General features: G+C 58.5%; 20 protein-coding genes. 12 read left to right on the forward strand and 8 right to left on the reverse strand.

Going from position 1 to position 17,637, the window contains the following annotated elements:
- Positions 1–15: 15 nt before the first annotated feature.
- Complete coding sequence (locus CLU80_RS03345) at positions 16–456, reverse strand: carboxymuconolactone decarboxylase family protein (protein ID WP_093433813.1); 441 nt, start codon at positions 454–456, stop codon at positions 16–18.
- A 186-nt stretch (positions 457–642) separates the two neighbouring features.
- Between CLU80_RS03345 and CLU80_RS03350 the strand changes: the two genes are divergently transcribed.
- A complete protein-coding gene (locus tag CLU80_RS03350; RefSeq protein WP_093433811.1) occupies positions 643–942 on the forward strand; it encodes a hypothetical protein in 300 nt (99 codons plus the stop codon).
- A gap of 186 nt (positions 943–1,128) precedes the next feature.
- Here the strand turns inward: CLU80_RS03350 and CLU80_RS03360 are convergent, their stop codons facing one another.
- Positions 1,129–2,700, reverse strand: coding sequence for a sensor domain-containing diguanylate cyclase (locus CLU80_RS03360; RefSeq protein ID WP_093433809.1), 1,572 nt, complete (start codon positions 2,698–2,700; stop codon positions 1,129–1,131).
- Positions 2,701–3,051: 351 nt separating this feature from the next.
- Positions 3,052–3,717, reverse strand: a complete 666-nt coding sequence (locus CLU80_RS03365; protein WP_099756750.1) for a ribonuclease T2 — start codon at positions 3,715–3,717, stop codon at positions 3,052–3,054.
- 165 nt (positions 3,718–3,882) lie between these two features.
- Here CLU80_RS03365 and CLU80_RS03370 point away from each other — a divergent pair, with 165 nt between their 5' ends.
- From CLU80_RS03370 to CLU80_RS03400, 7 genes are all read left to right on the forward strand, one after another.
- Positions 3,883–4,353: a hypothetical protein gene (locus CLU80_RS03370; RefSeq protein ID WP_099756751.1), complete on the forward strand. Its 471-nt coding sequence runs from the start codon at positions 3,883–3,885 to the stop codon at positions 4,351–4,353.
- Between the two features lie 48 nt (positions 4,354–4,401).
- Positions 4,402–5,367, forward strand: coding sequence for a phospholipase D family protein (locus CLU80_RS03375; RefSeq protein ID WP_099756752.1), 966 nt, complete (start codon positions 4,402–4,404; stop codon positions 5,365–5,367).
- 73 nt (positions 5,368–5,440) lie between these two features.
- On the forward strand, positions 5,441–7,138 hold the full coding sequence (locus tag CLU80_RS03380) for a copper resistance system multicopper oxidase (protein ID WP_099756753.1): 1,698 nt from the start codon (positions 5,441–5,443) through the stop codon (positions 7,136–7,138).
- Positions 7,139–7,149: 11 nt separating this feature from the next.
- The gene (locus CLU80_RS03385) at positions 7,150–8,019 is read left to right on the forward strand and encodes a copper resistance protein B (protein WP_099759337.1); all 870 of its coding nucleotides are present in this window, start codon (positions 7,150–7,152) and stop codon (positions 8,017–8,019) included.
- 32 nt (positions 8,020–8,051) lie between these two features.
- Positions 8,052–8,426 (forward strand): copper homeostasis periplasmic binding protein CopC, encoded by a 375-nt coding sequence (gene copC / locus CLU80_RS03390; protein WP_095124392.1) that lies wholly within the window; start codon positions 8,052–8,054, stop codon positions 8,424–8,426.
- A 3-nt stretch (positions 8,427–8,429) separates the two neighbouring features.
- Entirely contained in the window at positions 8,430–9,299 is an 870-nt protein-coding gene (gene copD, locus CLU80_RS03395) for a copper homeostasis membrane protein CopD (RefSeq protein WP_095050548.1), read from the forward strand.
- Between the two features lie 59 nt (positions 9,300–9,358).
- A complete protein-coding gene (locus CLU80_RS03400; protein WP_286079695.1) occupies positions 9,359–10,150 on the forward strand; it encodes a transporter substrate-binding domain-containing protein in 792 nt (263 codons plus the stop codon).
- A gap of 3 nt (positions 10,151–10,153) precedes the next feature.
- On the opposite strand, the gene CLU80_RS03405 is transcribed toward CLU80_RS03400, so the two are convergent.
- Entirely contained in the window at positions 10,154–10,366 is a 213-nt protein-coding gene (locus tag CLU80_RS03405; protein ID WP_038362448.1) for a hypothetical protein, read from the reverse strand.
- Positions 10,367–10,544: 178 nt separating this feature from the next.
- Between CLU80_RS03405 and CLU80_RS03410 the strand changes: the two genes are divergently transcribed.
- On the forward strand, positions 10,545–10,913 hold the full coding sequence (locus CLU80_RS03410) for a DUF7079 family protein (protein ID WP_286079696.1): 369 nt from the start codon (positions 10,545–10,547) through the stop codon (positions 10,911–10,913).
- Positions 10,914–10,990: 77 nt separating this feature from the next.
- Here CLU80_RS03410 and CLU80_RS03415 read toward each other — a convergent pair whose 3' ends face one another.
- On the reverse strand, positions 10,991–11,491 hold the full coding sequence (locus tag CLU80_RS03415) for an Lrp/AsnC family transcriptional regulator (RefSeq protein WP_099756755.1): 501 nt from the start codon (positions 11,489–11,491) through the stop codon (positions 10,991–10,993).
- Between the two features lie 119 nt (positions 11,492–11,610).
- On the opposite strand from CLU80_RS03415, the gene CLU80_RS03420 reads away from it, so the two are divergent.
- From CLU80_RS03420 to CLU80_RS03430, 3 genes are all read left to right on the forward strand, one after another.
- The gene (locus CLU80_RS03420) at positions 11,611–12,645 is read left to right on the forward strand and encodes a histone deacetylase family protein (protein ID WP_099756756.1); all 1,035 of its coding nucleotides are present in this window, start codon (positions 11,611–11,613) and stop codon (positions 12,643–12,645) included.
- A gap of 50 nt (positions 12,646–12,695) precedes the next feature.
- Positions 12,696–13,748, forward strand: a complete 1,053-nt coding sequence (gene ocd, locus CLU80_RS03425) for an ornithine cyclodeaminase (protein WP_099756757.1) — start codon at positions 12,696–12,698, stop codon at positions 13,746–13,748.
- A gap of 127 nt (positions 13,749–13,875) precedes the next feature.
- Entirely contained in the window at positions 13,876–15,291 is a 1,416-nt protein-coding gene (locus CLU80_RS03430; RefSeq protein WP_099756758.1) for an amino acid permease, read from the forward strand.
- A gap of 44 nt (positions 15,292–15,335) precedes the next feature.
- Here CLU80_RS03430 and lepB read toward each other — a convergent pair whose 3' ends face one another.
- The 3 genes from lepB to CLU80_RS03445 all read right to left on the reverse strand — a co-directional run bounded on the left by lepB (position 15,336) and on the right by CLU80_RS03445 (position 17,132).
- On the reverse strand, positions 15,336–16,133 hold the full coding sequence (lepB, locus tag CLU80_RS03435) for a signal peptidase I (RefSeq protein ID WP_099756759.1): 798 nt from the start codon (positions 16,131–16,133) through the stop codon (positions 15,336–15,338).
- 81 nt (positions 16,134–16,214) lie between these two features.
- Positions 16,215–16,622 (reverse strand): hypothetical protein, encoded by a 408-nt coding sequence (locus tag CLU80_RS03440; RefSeq protein WP_099756760.1) that lies wholly within the window; start codon positions 16,620–16,622, stop codon positions 16,215–16,217.
- A gap of 147 nt (positions 16,623–16,769) precedes the next feature.
- Positions 16,770–17,132 (reverse strand): DUF6124 family protein, encoded by a 363-nt coding sequence (locus tag CLU80_RS03445; protein ID WP_099756761.1) that lies wholly within the window; start codon positions 17,130–17,132, stop codon positions 16,770–16,772.
- Positions 17,133–17,637: the final 505 nt, after the last annotated feature.

Genomic DNA, 17,637 nt, shown 5'->3' on the forward strand with positions numbered 1-17,637 from the left:
CTTATGCGTTGAGGCTTAAGCCTGCGGGGTTTTGCGGAAACCTACGGCCAAACGATTCCAGCTATTGATGGTGCTGATCGCCACGGTCAAATCGACCATTTCTTTCGGCGTGAATTGCGCCGCAACCACGTCGTAATCTTCGTCCGGTGCGTGGGTCAGGCTCAGTTGGGTCAGCGATTCGGTCCACAGCAGCGCGGCGCGTTCGCGGTCGCTGAAGAACGGCGCTTCCCGCCAGGCGGTGACCGCGAACAGCCGACGCGGGGTTTCGCCGCCCTTGATCGCATCGGTGGTATGCATGTCGATGCAGAACGCGCAGCCGTTGATTTGCGAAGCGCGCAGTTTCACCAGTTCGATCAGGGTTTTTTCCAGCGGCAGTTTGGACACCGCCGTTTCCAAAGCCATCATCGCTTTCAAGGCGTCTGGGGAAGCGGTGTAGAAATCGGCACGAGGTTGCATGGTAGCTCCGGGTAGCAAGTGAATGTGTGGTTACGTTAGCCCTCACACCCGGTCCGGCAAATAGCCAATATTGCCGAAGATCAGGAGGCCACTCGGTTTCGCTGCTGACCGCTCGTCAGCCACCCGGCACCAAGGGTTCTGCGCGTCAGACCAATATCAGGTACAGACCCTTTATGGAGACGGATCATGATCACGCGCAAACTCACTTCGTTATTACTCGCCGGGTTGCTGGCCACGGCATCGACCGCGAGCTTCGCCGTCAACGACGGCGCTGACGCTACCGGCACCAAATCCGGCGGACCGACCAGCACCACCACGCCGCCAGACAACACGCCGGGCGCGCCTTCCGGTGGCAGCGGGTCTTCGGGGATGGGTTCCGGGACTGGCACCAATGGTGGCGCCAGTGGTTCTGGTTCGGGGGCTGGCGGCGGCACAGGTTCGGCAGGTGGCGGGACTGGCGGTGCGGGCGGTGGCACGGGCGGCTGAACGAACAAGAGCCACCCGTGGTGAAAACTCTTGATTGTTTGGGTATTCACATAACCTTGGCCTGATGAAAATCCCTGTGGGAGCGAGCTTGCTCGCGAAGGCGGTAGATCAGCCAACATTTTCATCGCCTGACACTGCGCTTTCGCGAGCAAGCTCGCTCCCACAGGGTTTGTGTCAGCGTATGGCTCAGCGATCGGAGCGCATCAATTCGGCCAGGCCGCTATCCAGCGATAACACCGCTGCGCGATTGCGCCCGGCATTTTTCGCCTGATACAGCGCCGCATCGGCGCGCTGGATAAACACTTCCAGGCTGTCATTGCCGCTCGGGATAAATGAATAGCAGCCCAGACTCACCGTCAGATACCCGGTCGGCGAGCCGCTATGGGTGATGTGCTTGTCGATCACGCTGCGTCGAATCTGCCCGGCAATTGCCAACGCGCCGTTGATGTCGGTGTCCGGCAACAGCACCGCAAACTCCTCGCCACCGTAACGTACTGCCAGATCGGATTTGCGCTGACAGCACGCCCGCAGCACCTGAGCAACCTGGGTCAGACAGTGATCCCCGGCGACGTGGCCATAGGCGTCGTTGTAGCGTTTGAAGAAATCGATATCGAGCATGATCAGGCTGACCGGACTGACCTGCCGCGCGCCCCGGGCAAATTCGATCTCCAGCGAACGCTCGAACAAACGTCGGTTGGCCAATCCGGTCAGGCTGTCGTGGGTCGCAATCTGCTCCAGTGCGCGCTGGGCCTTGCGCAGGTTTTTCTCGATCCGTTCGCCGTCGCGCACCTGATGAATGAACACCCAGCCAAACAGGCCGACGCCGAGAATCACCAGCGCGACAATCACACTCGACTGGAACGCACGCTCGTACCAGCCCTTGAGAATCGTATCGCGCGAGGTCGCAGACGACACCACCAACGGATACGCCGACAAGCGTCGATAACCGTACAAACGCACAACACCATCGACCACCGAATTGATCATCGCCGTGCCGGCCGCCGCCTCGGGCAGCAACGTGCGATAAATCCGTCCTTGCGCCAGCGACGTGCCGATCAGGCTCTCATCAAACGGACGGCGGGCAAGCAAAGTGCCGTCGCTCAAGCCAAGAAACATGATGCCTTGGTCATCGAGGCTGAAGCTTTCGAAGAAGCGGTCGAAGTACGACATCTTGATCCCGGCCAGCAACACACCCTGAAAATTGCCGGCGTGATCATTGACGCGTTTGGAAATCGGGATGATCCACTCGCCGTTCTCGCGGCTGCGAATCGCCGGGCCGATGTGCGCCAGCGTCGAAGCGTTCTGTTGGTGGAATTTGAAATACTCGCGGTCCGCCACGCCATTACCACGGGGCAGATCAGTAAATGAGGTGATCACCCACTGCCCATCACGATCAAACAGGAACATGCCGTGCAACTGATCGAGTTGCTGCACGCGCCGGGCGAAGGTTCTCTGCAGACGCGGCTTCTGCGCGGCGCCGTAACCGTCCTCCTGAATCCAGTCGACCAGGCTGGTCATCACCAGATCGGCAGCCAGAAACGTGTCTTCGGCCTGCTGGGCCATCGCCCGGGTCAGGTTGCTCGACGCGACTTTTGCCACCGCCAGATCCTGGCGTCGCGACTGCTCCAGTTGCAGGTACAGCAAACCGGACAGGCACAACCCCACCGCAACGATAAACAGCACCGCCGCTTTGCGTAGCGGCAGGCGTTTAAGGGTGCCTCCGGGGGCCTGATGTGGGTCGTGAATGGGGATAGGCAAAAGCAAGTCCTGGGCAGGTACGACAAGGGCGCCAGCAGGGAAACCCTTATGTTTGTGAGCGTAGCCCACCGGAATCTACGGGGCAAACGCCCCGCTCCCGCCCAGGTATATCGGCGCGCAGCGAATTTGGATGATCGCTGTTCGCAGATTTATTTTCGATGCCTCTTTAGGGTTAGTCAGTTATGAAGGCGTGTGAGCAGTTTGCAGCGCGGTCTGGTGGAGTTTTTGCGTGGGGAGTTGGGGGTGGATGCGCGGGAATTGACCTGATGACCCAGGCCTGTCGAAACCCTGTGGCGAGAGAGCTTGCTCGCTCGCCACAAGTTTAGTGTTCAGCCGATCAGTTCTGGCACATCAACGCGACGGCGGCACGCGAATATCCCCCGCCCGGCACTGGGTTTTCACGCCCTTGCCACACGCGCCGAACTGCAAATCCTTGCCCATGCACACGCGCACTTCCGACAGTTCCGGGCCGCTGCAAATGACGGCGATGCCATCTGCCGGGATCCCCGGGTTGGCCTTGCGGAACAGGTCAGCAATTTCCTGGGCTTCGAAGTAATAGGAACTGCTGAACGGTTGCAGTTCCTGCGGGATTTTCACCGCGCCAACGGCTTTGTCCGCTTCATCCAGATAGCCCATCGCGCCGAGGCCGCTGCAGGTGCCGTGCTTGGACCATTCGTGGTCGAGCAGTTTTTTGGTCGGGAACAGCGTCAGGCCCTGGCTGGTTTGCGCCGCGTTCAGCGTGGTCAGCGGTGGACAGGACTCCGGCCAGCCACCCTTGGCGTATTGCGGCCACAAACCGTGAAGCACGAAGCCGTAGCCCTTGCCCGTGCACTGCGAGTCATCTTTGTGCGTCAAACAAAAGGTCGGCGACCAGGACAGCGCCAGCAGGTAGTAATCGAACACCCCCGCCACCGATTCTGCCTGGGCCTTGCTGGACTGTGATTGGCGCGCCGAACTCAAACCGATGCTACCGGCCGTCAGCGCAATCACCGCCAAAATTGTAAACAGCTTTTTCATGTACCCACTCCTTTGGGACGCCTGCGTCCATGGTTTTTGATCCTGACCGACTTGGCCAGCACTGATTTCGACACGCTTGTGTTGCAAGCGCATGACGCAAGGCAAAGCCGTACGCCGTTGAAAGGTCTACGATTAACAGGCAGCCACCAAACCAAGGGAACCAAAATGAGTAAAGCAGACGAACTCGCCGCCAAACTCAAACAAACCCGGCATACCCACGCGGATGCGGCACTGGAAATCGATTGCTGGCCTGCTCAGGTGTATGACTTGTACCACCGCATTGAGGCGTGGTTGCAGCCCGTCACCGAAGTAGGACTGAAGATTCGGCGAAATCCTACGCATGTTTGCGAAACTTCACCGGATTGTGAGGCGCATGACTACGCAATTGATCAACTGGTGATCGAGGCCAATGATCGAAGCCTGACATTCGATCCCATTGCGCGGTTTACCGAGGATGGCGCCGGGCGGGTGCAGATTACCCTGCCGGAAAGAAACACCTATCTGTTGCGAACCGTCGATGAACACCACGAAAGCCACTGGTGGTTGCAAACCGTCGAAACCGGGCAGGAATTGGATGCCATCGCCCTGACCGAAAACAACTTGCTGCAGGTCGTGCAGGAAGGGCTTGGCCTCTAGGATCGACAGCCCCGGCAGACCTTCTATTAACCTCTTAGAGTTGTACTGATGACACGACTGATTCAAAACCAGCAACAACTTGCTCAATGGGCGCGCGAAGTCAAAGGTTCATTGGACATTGCCGTCGCCTTTTGGGGCGAACGCGCCATAACGGAACTGGGTCTGGATCAACGCCGTGGAGACGTCCGCATTCTCCTCGACTTGTCTGCAGGGGCGACCAACCCCGCAGTGGTCAGGCAACTGCTCCAACTGCATCCAGCGAACATTCGCAGCCTCCCTCGACTCCATGCCAAGGCTTACATTGGCGAAAACGAAATGATCGTGGGAAGCGCCAACGCGTCAGCCAATGGCTTGGGCATTGAAGGTCAAGCAGCCAATCACTGGATTGAACTCGGCATCCTGACGGACGATACCGTAGCGATACAGGACGCAAAACGCTGGTTCGCTGAACGCTGGTCTGAGTCGGATGCCATCGATGTCGACAGTGCCTACTTCAAAAAAATCGAAGCGGCCTGGGCAGCCCGGCAAAAATTCCGGCAGGTGCAAGACACACAGCAAGACTCACTGATCGCGGCGGCCATGAAAAACCCTGATGCTTTCGGCTCGGAACGCTGGTTTGTCACTGTCGACATTCACGATATGTCCACCAAAGGCAAAAAGGTTCTGGCGCAGAAGTCGACGGAACAAGGGCAACCGGCATTTGGCTGGGAGAGCTGGAGCGATATCCCGCAGCATGCACACTTCATCAGTTTCTATCACGATGGTGAGCAGTTCTGCTTTGCAGAAGAGGACGGCGCCAATGAGCCAGTCTTCTACTCGGCTACCGGGCAAGCCGAGTTCATGCAGTATGTGAGCGCCAGTCATATCCCAGGCTACAAAAACAACCTGGGAGCGCTGCACGAATGGCTACCGCTGTTACACAAAGCCAAAGCGAGCACTGCCAACTGGAAGTCCAAGGGTGGAATGTGCATGGATCTCGGGACGTTTGCCGCGTTAAACCTGTCAAAACTGTAATCCCCGCCTCAGCCAACTGAAAGCTGGCGCTGGTTAGCCTCCCCGTCATGAGTCAAACGGGGATTTCCAGCGCATGCCTTCCAACCCATCACGACGCACCTTCGTCAAAGGCCTCGCCGCCGGCAGCCTGCTTGGTGGCCTGGGCCTGTGGCGCACGCCGGTCTGGGCGCGGAATGCGCCCGGTCAATTGCATGAACTGAGCGGCAGCGACTTCGAGTTGTTCATCGGCGAAACCCCGGTGAACTTCACCGGCAGCCCACGCACGGCGATGACCATCAACGGCAGCCTGCCCGGCCCGCTGCTGCGCTGGCGCGAGGGCGATACGGTGACGCTGCGGGTGCGCAACGGACTCAGCGCCAGCACCTCGATTCACTGGCACGGCATTCTGCTGCCGGCGAACATGGACGGCGTGCCGGGCCTGAGCTTTCACGGCATCGAACCGGGTGGCGTGTACGTCTATCAATTCAAGGTGCGGCAGAACGGCACCTACTGGTATCACAGCCATTCCGGGTTGCAGGAACAGGCCGGCGTCTACGGGCCGCTGGTGATCGACGCCAAAGACCCTGAGCCATTCCACTACGATCGCGAGTTCGTAGTGATGCTCAGCGACTGGAGCGACGAAGACCCGGCCAGCCTGATGAAGACCCTGAAAAAACAGTCCGACTACTACAACTTCGACAAACGCACCGTTGGCGATTTCATCAACGACGTCAGCGAAAAAGGCTGGGGCGCCACCGTTGCCGATCGCAAGATGTGGGCAGAAATGAACATGAATCCCACCGACATTGCCGACGTCAGCGGCGCCACTTACACCTTCCTCATGAATGGCCACGCGCCGGATAACAACTGGACCGGGTTGTTCCGCCCCGGCGAAAAACTGCGCCTGCGCCTGATCAACGGCTCGGCCATGACCTATTTCGACGTGCGCATTCCCGGACTGAAAATGACCGTAGTCGCGGCGGATGGCTTGCACGTCAAACCGGTCAGCGTCGATGAACTGCGCATCGCGGTGGCCGAGACTTACGACGTCATCGTCGAGCCGGACACCGAGGCGTACACCCTGTTTGCCCAGGCCATGGATCGTACCGGTTTTGCCCGTGGCACCCTCGCCACTCGCGCCGGATTGTCGGCGCCGGTGCCAGCGTTGGACCCGCGCCCAATGGTGACCATGGACGACATGGGCATGGGCGGCATGGATCACGGCTCGATGGACATGAGTGCCATGGATCACTCGACGATGGGCCCGATGCAATCCCATCCCGACAGCGAAAAAGACAATCCGCTGGTCGACATGCAAGCCATGACCACCGCGCCCAAACTCAACGACCCCGGCCTCGGCCTGCGCAACAACGGCCGTCGCGTGCTCACCTACGCCGACCTGCGCAGCACCTTCGAAGACCCGGATGGCCGCGATCCGAGCCGCACGGTCGAACTGCACCTGACCGGCCACATGGAGAAATTCGCCTGGTCGTTCAACGGCATCAAATTCTCCGACGCCGAGCCTTTACGCCTGAAATACGGCGAGCGCATCCGCCTGGTGCTGGTCAACGACACGATGATGACCCACCCGATTCACCTGCACGGCATGTGGAGCGATCTGGAAGACGACAACGGCGACTTCCAGGTGCGCAAACACACCATCGATATGCCGCCCGGCACGCGCCGCAGTTATCGCGTGACCGCCGACGCACTTGGCCGCTGGGCCTATCACTGCCATCTCCTGTACCACATGGAAACGGGCATGTTCCGCGAAGTGCGGGTGGAAGCATGAAGGGGCCGCTGATGACTCGACTCACCGCGTTTTCTTTGCTGCTGGTCGGCAGCTCGGCGATGGCCGCCGGCGACATGCCGGGCATGGATCACAGCCAGATGTCCGGCATGGATCATTCCGCGATGCAAAGCATGGACGACGGCAGGATGCAGCCCGCCGCCCCGACGGAAAGTCGCACGCCGATCCCGCAGTTGACCGACGCCGACCGCGCCGCCGTATTTACCAGCCCCGGCGGCCATAAAGTCCACGACAGCGCGATCAACACGTACTTCCTCGCCGACAAACTCGAATGGCAGGACGCCGATGACGGCAGCGCGTTGGCCTGGGATCTGTCCGGCTGGATCGGTGGCGACATCAATCGTCTGTGGCTGCGCTCCGAAGGCGAGCGCAGCAACGGCAAGACCGAAGACGCAGAGATTCAAGCACTCTGGGGCCATGCGATTTCGCCGTGGTGGGACGTGGTCAGCGGCGTGCGTCAGGACTTCAAACCCGGCGCGCCGCAGACTTGGGCTGCATTCGGTGTGCAGGGCATGGCGCTGTACAACTTCGAAGCCGAGGCCACTGCGTTTATCGGTGAAGGTGGCCAGAGCGCGCTGCGGTTCGAGGGTGACTACGACATTCTGCTGACCAACCGCCTGATCCTGCAGCCCACCGCTGAACTCAACATCTACGGCAAAAACGATGCGCAATGGGGTATCGGTTCCGGGCTTGCCAACACTGAAGCCGGCCTGCGTTTGCGTTATGAAATCCGCCGCGAATTTGCGCCGTACATCGGCGTGACGTGGAACCGCACCTACGGCAACACCGCCGATTACGCCCGCGAAGAAGGCGAGAAGCGCAGCGAAGCGCGCCTCGTGCTTGGCGTGCGGATGTGGTTCTGAATTTCCATTAAAAAACACTCCAGAGGTCTTGCATGCGCACCTTGAAAATCACCCTTGTACTCGCCAGCGGCTTGCTCCTCAGCAGCCTCGCTCAAGCCCACCCGAAACTGCTCTCGTCGACTCCCGCCGAAGGTGCCGACGGCGCCGCGCCCGGCAAGATCGAACTGCATTTTTCCGAGAACCTGCTGACAAAATTCTCCGGCGCCAAACTGGTCATGACCGAAATGCCCGGCATGGCCCATTCGCCGATGCCAATGAAAGCCAAAGTCAGCGCCGGCAGCGATCCGAAAAGCATGCTGATCACCCCGCTCGCGCCGCTGCCCGCCGGCACCTACCAAGTCCAATGGCGCGCAGTGTCTTCCGATACGCACCCGATCACCGGCAACGTCACGTTCAAAGTGAAGTGAGCAATGGCTGAACTGATCAACATCGTGCTGCGGTTTGCGTTGTATGTGGATTTGCTGCTGTTGTTCGGGCTGGCGTTGTTTGCGCTGTACAGCGCTGGGACGCTGCTGCGGTTTCGGCCGATGCTGCGCGGGATGGCATTGATCGGGGCGTTGTTGTCAGTGGCAGGATTGATGCTGATGACCCGCGCCATGAGTGGCGAAACAGCGCTCGCGGCGCTGTGGCCACATCTGCAAATGATGCTGCTGGAAACCGATGTCGGGCTGGCGTGGGCAGTGCGGATTATCGCGCTGATCGTGGTGTTGATCAGGCCGGGCGCGTGGCTCGCATCGATGGCTGGCGCCATCGCCCTCGCCTCTTTGGCCTGGAGCGGACACGGGGCGATGGACGAAGGAATACTGCGGTTCTGGCATTTTCTCAGCGACATTCTGCACCTGCTCGCGGCGGGCGCGTGGCTGGGTGCGATGCTGGCGCTGGTGTTGATGGCGCGGGGGTCGGTCGATGAAGCTCGCATTCGTTCGCTGGCGTTTGCGGTTCGGCGTTTTGAGTGGATCGGTGCAGTGATTGTGCTGACGCTGTCGATTACCGGCGTGGTGAATTACCTGTTCATCGTCGGTGCGAGACTGGACGAAATCTTGCTCGGCACTTACGGGATGCTGCTCGCGATCAAGGTTTTACTGTTTGCCGGGATGTTGGTGTTGGCGGCGTTGAACCGCTTTCATCTTGGTCCGGCGTTGGCGCAAGCGTTGCGCAATGGACAATATGTCATCGCGGCAAATGCGCTAAAACGCAGCGTTGTCGTTGAACTGGCAATCGCATTGCTGATCGTGGCGCTGGTGGCGTGGCTAGGCACGTTAAGCCCGGAAGCAGGGTGACACCCGGGAAAGCCTTTCACTACACTGGGCCACCGTCCTTCTCAGAAGCCCCGATCGCAATGACAACCCTAAAAAGCACTATGATCCTCTGCGGCCTGCTGACCGTGGCCGCCGGCGCCCACGCCGAACCAAGCGCTTCGCACCTCGACAGCATCCAGCAACAAGGCCAGTTGCGCGTCTGCACCACCGGCGACTACAAGCCCTACACTTTCAAACGCCCCGACGGCGATTTCGAAGGCATCGACATCGCCATGGCCCGCTCGCTGGCCGACAGCCTCGGCGTCAAAGTTCAATGGGTGCAAACCACCTGGAAAACCCTGATGCCGGACATGCAGGCCGGTAAATGCGACATCGGCATGGGCGGCATCTCGGTGACGCTCGAACGGCAGAAAAAAGCCTACTTCAGCAACACCCTCGACACCGACGGCAAGATCCCGCTGGTGCGCTGCGACGATGTCAGCAAGTACCAGACGGTGGAACAGATCAACCAGTCCGGCGTAAGACTGGTCGAACCCGCCGGCGGCACCAACGAAGCCTTCGTCCACGCCTTCCTGCCCCAGGCGCAACTGGCCCTGCACGACAACGTGACGATCTTCCAGCAACTGCTCGACAACCAGGCCGACGTGATGATCACCGACGCCTCGGAAGCGCTGTATCAGCAGAAACTCAAACCGGGCTTGTGCGCGGTGAATCCGCATCAGTACATGCAATATGGCGAGAAGGCTTACTTGCTGCCGCGCGATGACATCAGCTGGAAACTGTATGTCGATCAGTGGCTGCACTTGAGCAAAGTCACCGGCAAATATCAGCAAACGCTAAGCGAATGGATTGCCGTACCGGCCGCGCAGTAATCCTTAATCGTCATGCAGCATGCCGGAGCTGTACTGATTGAGACTGCTGCCGATACTGTTGCCACCGAACTTCAACGTATTGGCGTTGCGCCCCTCCGGCGACTGACAGTCGCTGGAGAAACAACGGGTGGTGGTCAAACCACCCGCGCCGGAACAGGCACTCAACACCGATACTGCAGCAGCAATCAACAGCACTTTGACGACATTCAGGCGCATGGCACGATTCCCCTCGGGATGAACAGCGACGATCTTGTCTCAGCAGACTAGGCCTGCTTTGCACGCGGCAAGATGAAACTTTGCTGAGCGACAGCGCGCGTTCAGAATCGACTAACCACCAGACAAGAACCGCCACGTGCAATCGGATCAGCGCAATTCAACGCCAGGAGGCCCAAGCTTGAGACGAGAACTGAGCCACGCCGATCTATACAAAATCCGCGCAGCCCTCTCCGATATTTTCGTCGACACCGGCGTCGATTACCCCTACATCGCCCAGCAAATCGAAGGCTATGATCCGGAACAGGTTAAAGACATTCTGTATGCCGAAGTTGCCGTCGTCTGCGCCTGGAACCTGGAATGTGTACTCCCGCCGATCTGGACAGGTTTCGAACCCGATGCGTTGAACAGGGACATCGAGCAAATGCTGCTCGCAAACACGAACAGCTGGATTCGGCGGCAACTGCATAACCTGCACACCGCGTGGTTGCGATTCAGCTATCGGGAAGTCTGGGCAGAGATTACCGCTCACTGCAAAGGCTGGAATTAATACAGCCCTGCGTGGCAATGGCGCATCAACGACATACAACGCGTTTAAACTGAAAAGATGATTGCCCCTCTGCCCGCTCAGTCCTTTCCCGATTTAGGAATCGCAATCCGGCTCCCAGTCTTGACCTCGCGCAACGCCAGACTCGACTGAATCGAGGCAATCCCCACCTGACGCCTGAGCACCTGCTCAATGAAATCGCTGTAGCTATCAAGATCCTCGGCCAACACCTGCAACACATAATCGGCATCGCCAGTAATTTTGTGACAGGCCACCACCTGCGGCAATTGCGCAATCACCGCCTCGAAGGCGTCCGGCGCGTGGTCGGCGTGGGTGGAAAAACGAATGTGCACGAACGCCATGATATCCAGCCCGAGCATTCGCCGATCAAGGTTGGCCTGATAGCCCTTGATGACCCCGGCCTCCTCCATGCGCTTGCGCCGCCGCCAGCACGGCGTAAGGCTCAGCGACAGCCGCTCACTGAGTTCAGCGTTGGAAATGCTGGCGTCTTCCTGCAATAACTCAAGAATCGCCAGGTCGGTCTCGTCGAGGCTGATGCGTTTGGATATTTTTTTCTGCATACCGCCATTCCTGAGTAAAAACGCCCGAATAATCGACCAAACCACGAAAACAAAGCAAAGAAAGCGCAGCCAAGCCGGAACAGAATATTTGCACTGGCCAACAATAACGGATGCGCAGAATGTTTACAGTTTTCAGTGATTCCCACCGGTTGCACCACGGCACCGAATTGAAAGACGGCGTGCTCAAACCGTCGTTCGAGCAACCGAGTCGCGCCGACACCGTGCATAACCGAGTCAAACAGGTCGGCCTCGGGCAGATCGTCGAGCCGCGCGCGTTTGATCGCTCGTGCTACGTCAACGCGCACAGCGAGCGCTACGTCAGTTTTCTGGAAAATGCCTGGAGCGAATGGTGCGCAACCGGTCGCACTCACGATGCCTTGCCGCTGGTATGGCCAGTGCGCGATCTGGCCGGCGAAGAGGTGCCGACGTTCATCGATGGCAAGCTGGGTTTCTTTGCCATGGATGCCGGCTCACCGATTACCGCGACGACTTGGCGAGCGGTGAAAACCAGCGCCGATATTGCCCTCACTGGCCTGGCCCTGCTTGATGAAGGCCACGACAGTGCCTTCGCCCTGTGCCGTCCGCCCGGCCATCACGCCGCGCGCGAATACATGGGCGGTTATTGCTACCTCAACAACGCCGCCATTGCCGCGCAACAAGCCATCACCCAAGGCGCCAAACGCGTCGCGGTGCTCGACGTCGACTTCCACCACGGCAACGGCACCCAGAACATTTTTTACCAGCGCAGCGACGTCATGTTCGTCTCGTTGCACGGCGAACCGGCGGTGTCCTATCCGTACTTCTCGGGGTACAGCCACGAAGTCGGCGCGGGTGTCGGCGAGGGTTACAACCTCAACTATCCCCTGCCGAAAAACACCACGTGGGAGAGCTACCGCAACGCCCTGCTCCACGCCTGCAAAAAGCTCCAGCAGTTCGTCCCTGAAGTGCTGGTGATTTCCCTCGGTGTCGACACCTTCAAGGACGACCCCATCAGCCACTTTCTGCTGGAAAGCGAGGACTTCATCGGCATCGGTGAACTGATCGCCAGCGTCGGCTGCCCGACCCTGTTCGTCATGGAGGGCGGCTACATGGTCGATGAAATCGGCATCAATGCCGTCAACGTGCTGCACGGCTTCGAGAGCAAACGCAGCTGAGCCGCCCGCCGCTCTACAACCTTTCAATGACTGGATCGGAGAATAAAAACATGACGCTTTTTATAGATGTCGATGATGCTGCACGCCTGTTCACCCAAGTCGGCATCCGCCGCGCCATCCGCGAAATGGCCGGCTACATCGAAGCGGACTACGCACGCTGGGCGCAGTTTGATAAATCGCCGCGCACGGCCAATCACTCGGCAGACGGCGTGATCGAGTTGATGCCCACCGACGACGGCCAGCAGTACTCTTTCAAATACGTGAATGGCCACCCGAACAACGGCCAGCAGAACTTGCTGACGGTCATGGCCTTCGGGCTTCTGGCTGATGTGCAGAGTGGCTATCCCACGCTGCTCAGCGAACTGACCTTAACCACCGCCGTGCGCACCGCAGCCACCTCGGCACTGATCGCGAAGTCGCTGGCTCGCCCGGGTGCGACCTCGATGGCCTTGATCGGTAACGGTGCGCAAAGTGAATTCCAGGCACTGGCCTTTCATGAAATGTTGGGCATCACTGAAATCCGCATCTTCGATATCGATCACGACGCTTCACTCAAGTTGAAGCACAACCTCGCGGCGTACCCGGACATCGACGTGATTCTGGCCAGCTCGGTGAAGGACGCGGTCAAGGGTGCGGACATCGTCACCACGGTCACCGCCGATAAAGCCTACGCAACGATTCTGACCCCCGAAATGATCGAGCCCGGCATGCACATCAACGCGGTCGGCGGTGACTGCCCGGGTAAAACCGAACTGCACGCCGACATCCTGCGCAACGCCCGGGTCATCGTCGAGTTCGAGCCGCAAACGCGCATTGAGGGCGACATTCAGCAACTGGCAGCCGACTCCCCGGTGATCGAGTTTTTCCGCATTGTGCAGGGCGAAGTCGCCGGACGCGAAAACGATACGCAGGTGACGGTCTTCGATTCCGTGGGTTTTGCCCTGGAAGACTTTTCCTCACTGCGCTACCTCAACGACCTGGCGCAGGCACAGCAAATCGGCCAGCGCATCCACCTAGTGCCGACGCCGGCCAACATCAAAAACCTCTTCCAACTGCTGGATCCGCAACCGGCCAAAGCCTCGCGTCTGCGTACCGTCAGTTAATCGCTAACCGCCGCCCCCAAGCCACAGGGGGCGATTCACCTTGTGCTTAGCCGCTGCACCTATAACAAGAACGCTCAACACCCACTTTCTGCCAAAACTCAAAAACATAAAATCAAGAGGTTTTGCAATGAAATCGACCCCTTCCGGGCTGCTCGAACAGCCCGCGCTGCAGCGCACGCTCAGCAATCGTCACATCCAGTTAATGGCCATGGGCGGTGCCATCGGTACCGGCCTGTTCATGGGTTCCGGGAAGATCATCGCCCTCTCCGGGACGTCGATCATCCTCATCTACATGATCATCGGTCTGTTCGTGTTTTTCGTCATGCGCGCCATGGGCGAAATGCTCCTGTCCAACCTCAACTTCAAAACTTTTGCCGACTTCGCCGGTGCCTACCTCGGCCCACGCGCAGCGTTCTTTCTCGGCTGGTCGTACTGGCTGAGCTGGAGCGTCGCGGTGATCGGCGACGCCGTCGTGGTCGGCGGATTCTTCCAGTACTGGTTCCCCGACATACCGGCGTGGATACCCGCCGTCGGCATGCTGGCGACCCTGTTTGCGCTAAACGTACTGACCGTCAGGCTGTTCGGTGAGGTGGAATTCTGGTTCGCGATTATCAAGATCATTGCCGTCGTGACCCTGATCGGCGTCAGCACCGTGCTGATCGCCAGCTCCTTCGTCTCACCCAGTGGCGTCACCGCGTCCCTGAGCCATCTGGTGGACAAACAGGCAGCGTTCCCTAACGGCTTGTTCGGTTTCTTCGCCGGATTTCAAATGGCGATCTTCTCCTTCGCCGGCACCGAGCTGATCGGCACCGCCGCCGCCGAAACCCGCTCGCCGGAGAAGACCTTGCCGAAAGCAATCAACTCGATTCCGCTGCGGATCATCCTGTTCTACGTGCTGGCACTGACCTGCATTATCGCCGTGACCTCGTGGCAGCAAGTCTCCCCGGTCAAAAGCCCCTTCGTCGAACTGTTCCTCGTCGCCGGATTTCCCGCAGCGGCCGGTATCGTCAACTTCGTGGTCCTGACCTCGGCGGCCTCCTCGGCCAACAGCGGCGTGTTCTCCTCAAGCCGCATGCTGTTCGGGCTGGCCAACCAAGACAACGCGCCCGGCCTATTCCGCCGACTGTCTAGCAACAGCGTGCCGCTGCTGAGTCTGGCGTTTACCACGCTGTTGATGCTGGTCGGCGTACTGGTGCTGTTCATCGTGCCGGAAGTCATGACCGCATTCACCATCGTCTCCACCGTGTCGGCGATTCTGGTGATCTTCACCTGGTCGACCATCCTTGCGTCTTACATCGCCTACCGCAAAAAACGTCCGGATCTGCATGCGAAGTCGGCTTACAAGATGCCCGGCGGCGTGCCGATGGCTTGGTTTTCGTTGGCGTTTTTGGGGTTTGTGCTGGGGTTGCTGGCGTTGAGGCCTGATACGCGGATTGCGCTGATGGTCATGCCGGGGTGGTTTGTCTGGTTGGCGATTGCTTACCAGTTGACGCGGTTGAGGAAGCCGAAATCTGCGGTTGAGTCGGCGAGTCAGTTTGGCTAGATCTGCAAGCGAAAGCCGTCACCTTAAGGTGACGGCTTTTGTTTTCACTGAAAGGCTGTGCCAATCCTCGACCGATCGGATGAGTACCAGATTCCGGTGACTTTACCGGTAATGTCTTCGAGTGCGACCTGGCCCATGAAGCGGCTGTCGTTACTGCTGTCGCGGTTATCACCGAGCAGATAAACATGATCTTTCTCGACCACCGTCGGCGGCGTTTGCAGATAACGAGGATTCTTCACGCGCTCTGGCGGTGCAAAGAACAGCCCCATGTTTTCGCCGTTGCGAATGACCTTACCATCAACAATCGACAAGGTATCGCCACCCACTGCCGCCACACGTTTGACCGCCTCCGTGCCGTTGTAGCGATAAGTCACAATGTCGCCCACCTGCGGCGCGTCGATGCGCATTTTGGTGACGATATAGTCACCGATCGAAAGGGTCGGAACCATCGAGCCAGAGGGGATGAAGTAAGTCTTGAACCCCAGCGTCGGGCCTCTTAATGGCCCCAAAAGAATCAGCGTGAGAATGACCAGCGCCACCACGTAAAGCACATGGAAACGGGTGCTGGGGCTGTTCACCGGATGGTCGTTTCTACGCACCGATATCGCAGCTGCCGTGGCCGAGCCGAGTTTCACCAGAACGATAAACGTAGCGAAGACATACAGGCCCACTGGCGTGGCAGGCACCCCGCAGACACCGAGTAAAATCACACCCAGATAAAGCAAAGCGGCAACACGCACCGCCCACTTCACCTGACCGGCGTACACCAGACCCCAGCCGGCCACCAGGCACGACATCACAAATGCTTGCAGCGGCAACTTCGGCTTATCAGGAGTAGACATAAATTCTCTTCACGTAAATAGCTAACAATCAACCGCCCGGCCTATTCAGCCAATAGGGCGCTACGGGCAATGCAGAGGGGGTTATTTAGCGGAAAAATAACCGGTCGTGCGCAATTGCAGGCTGTACACCCAGATACCAAAAACCAGCGCATATTCTTTGAACATCGGCAGAGTGAGCAGATGCACAACCGAACCGCTGTTCATTTGCGACAGAGAGAAGGCAATCCCCAGAATCAACGCCAGAACAAAGCAAAAAGAACTGATCTTCTTTCTCGCCAACAACAGCAAGCCGCCGACAAACATCAACAATGCCACCACGCAGACGTTCAGCAGCATCAGAAACGAAATATCCCCTTCCCGCGCTTGTTGAAACCCGTCATGAGCCACCCACAGACCGGCCTGAATCAACACGACAAAGCAATAAAAAACGGCCATGAAGACAACGGCGGGACGTGTGTTGTACCAAGCTTGGGACGATGTAGCTTCCATGGTGCGGCGACTCCTGAGTAAAGGCGCGAAATGCTACTAAATGGCCATCACCCTGTCCATTTCCACGCCCTCCTCCCGGCTGCTTTGCCCAGCGCGAACAGCCCCTCCGTGGCAACGGCTAAGCCGTTTGCCACAAAGGGAGCTGATTTACGCCTTCACCTCAACGTTATCCAACGCCTGATTCACCGCCAACTCCCCCAACATCACCACCTGCGCAATGCCCAGCGCGGTTTTGCGGTGCGAGGGGTCGAGTGCTGCGGCGAAGTTGTTGAGCATTTCCGAGGCGGAACTCAGCGTTTCACTGGCATTGGCCAATAGGGATTCCGAGTCGTATTTGGGGTTGGCGAGGTACATGCGCTCGGGCTCGTTGACGCTGGACATGATGTGGCCGGCGGGAAGGAGGTAGTGATCGAGCGCGCGCTCGGCGGCTTCGTGGAGTTTTTTGGAGTTGAGGGATTCGTAGGGAGATGCGGGATCGGTTTCTGGTGGATTCGGTGTAGGTTTGAACATGGTGTAACTCCTGACGGATTAACGAAAAGGAGCCATCACTCTCGCTACCAAACGAAGGGTGGAGGCCATACGCAGGTTGGTAGACCGGTCGTCAGGAACCCCGGCGCATCCGAAGACGCCCCGCGCATGACCACCATAAAACGAAGACGAAAAACGTCGTCGCAAGACAGTAGTCTTGTGCTTCTGACGGAGACGGGCTACCAAACCCGATCACTGGTTTTCAGTGACGTATGGACGATAGAACCTCCCGGCTAGAGGCACAAGCCGGGGGATTCTGTCTTAGGTGTAGGGGGAGGCGCAAGGTGTTGTAGGCCTTAACAAGCGCCAGCGCATCGTGCTTAAACACGTATCAACTTTAGTATTTTGATTAACTGCTATGCTTTCTTATTAAAGGGATCGATAGATTCGACTTTGCTCCGACCCCATCCAGGCTCCAAAAAGTCGATAAAAAATCGAATTGGGAGCGATACTATTCTTAGTTCTTATGCTGTATAGAGTAAAGAGG

Source organism: Pseudomonas sp. 29 (genome assembly GCF_002754355.1).
GTDB classification, from domain to species: Bacteria; Pseudomonadota; Gammaproteobacteria; order Pseudomonadales; family Pseudomonadaceae; genus Aquipseudomonas; species Aquipseudomonas neuropathica.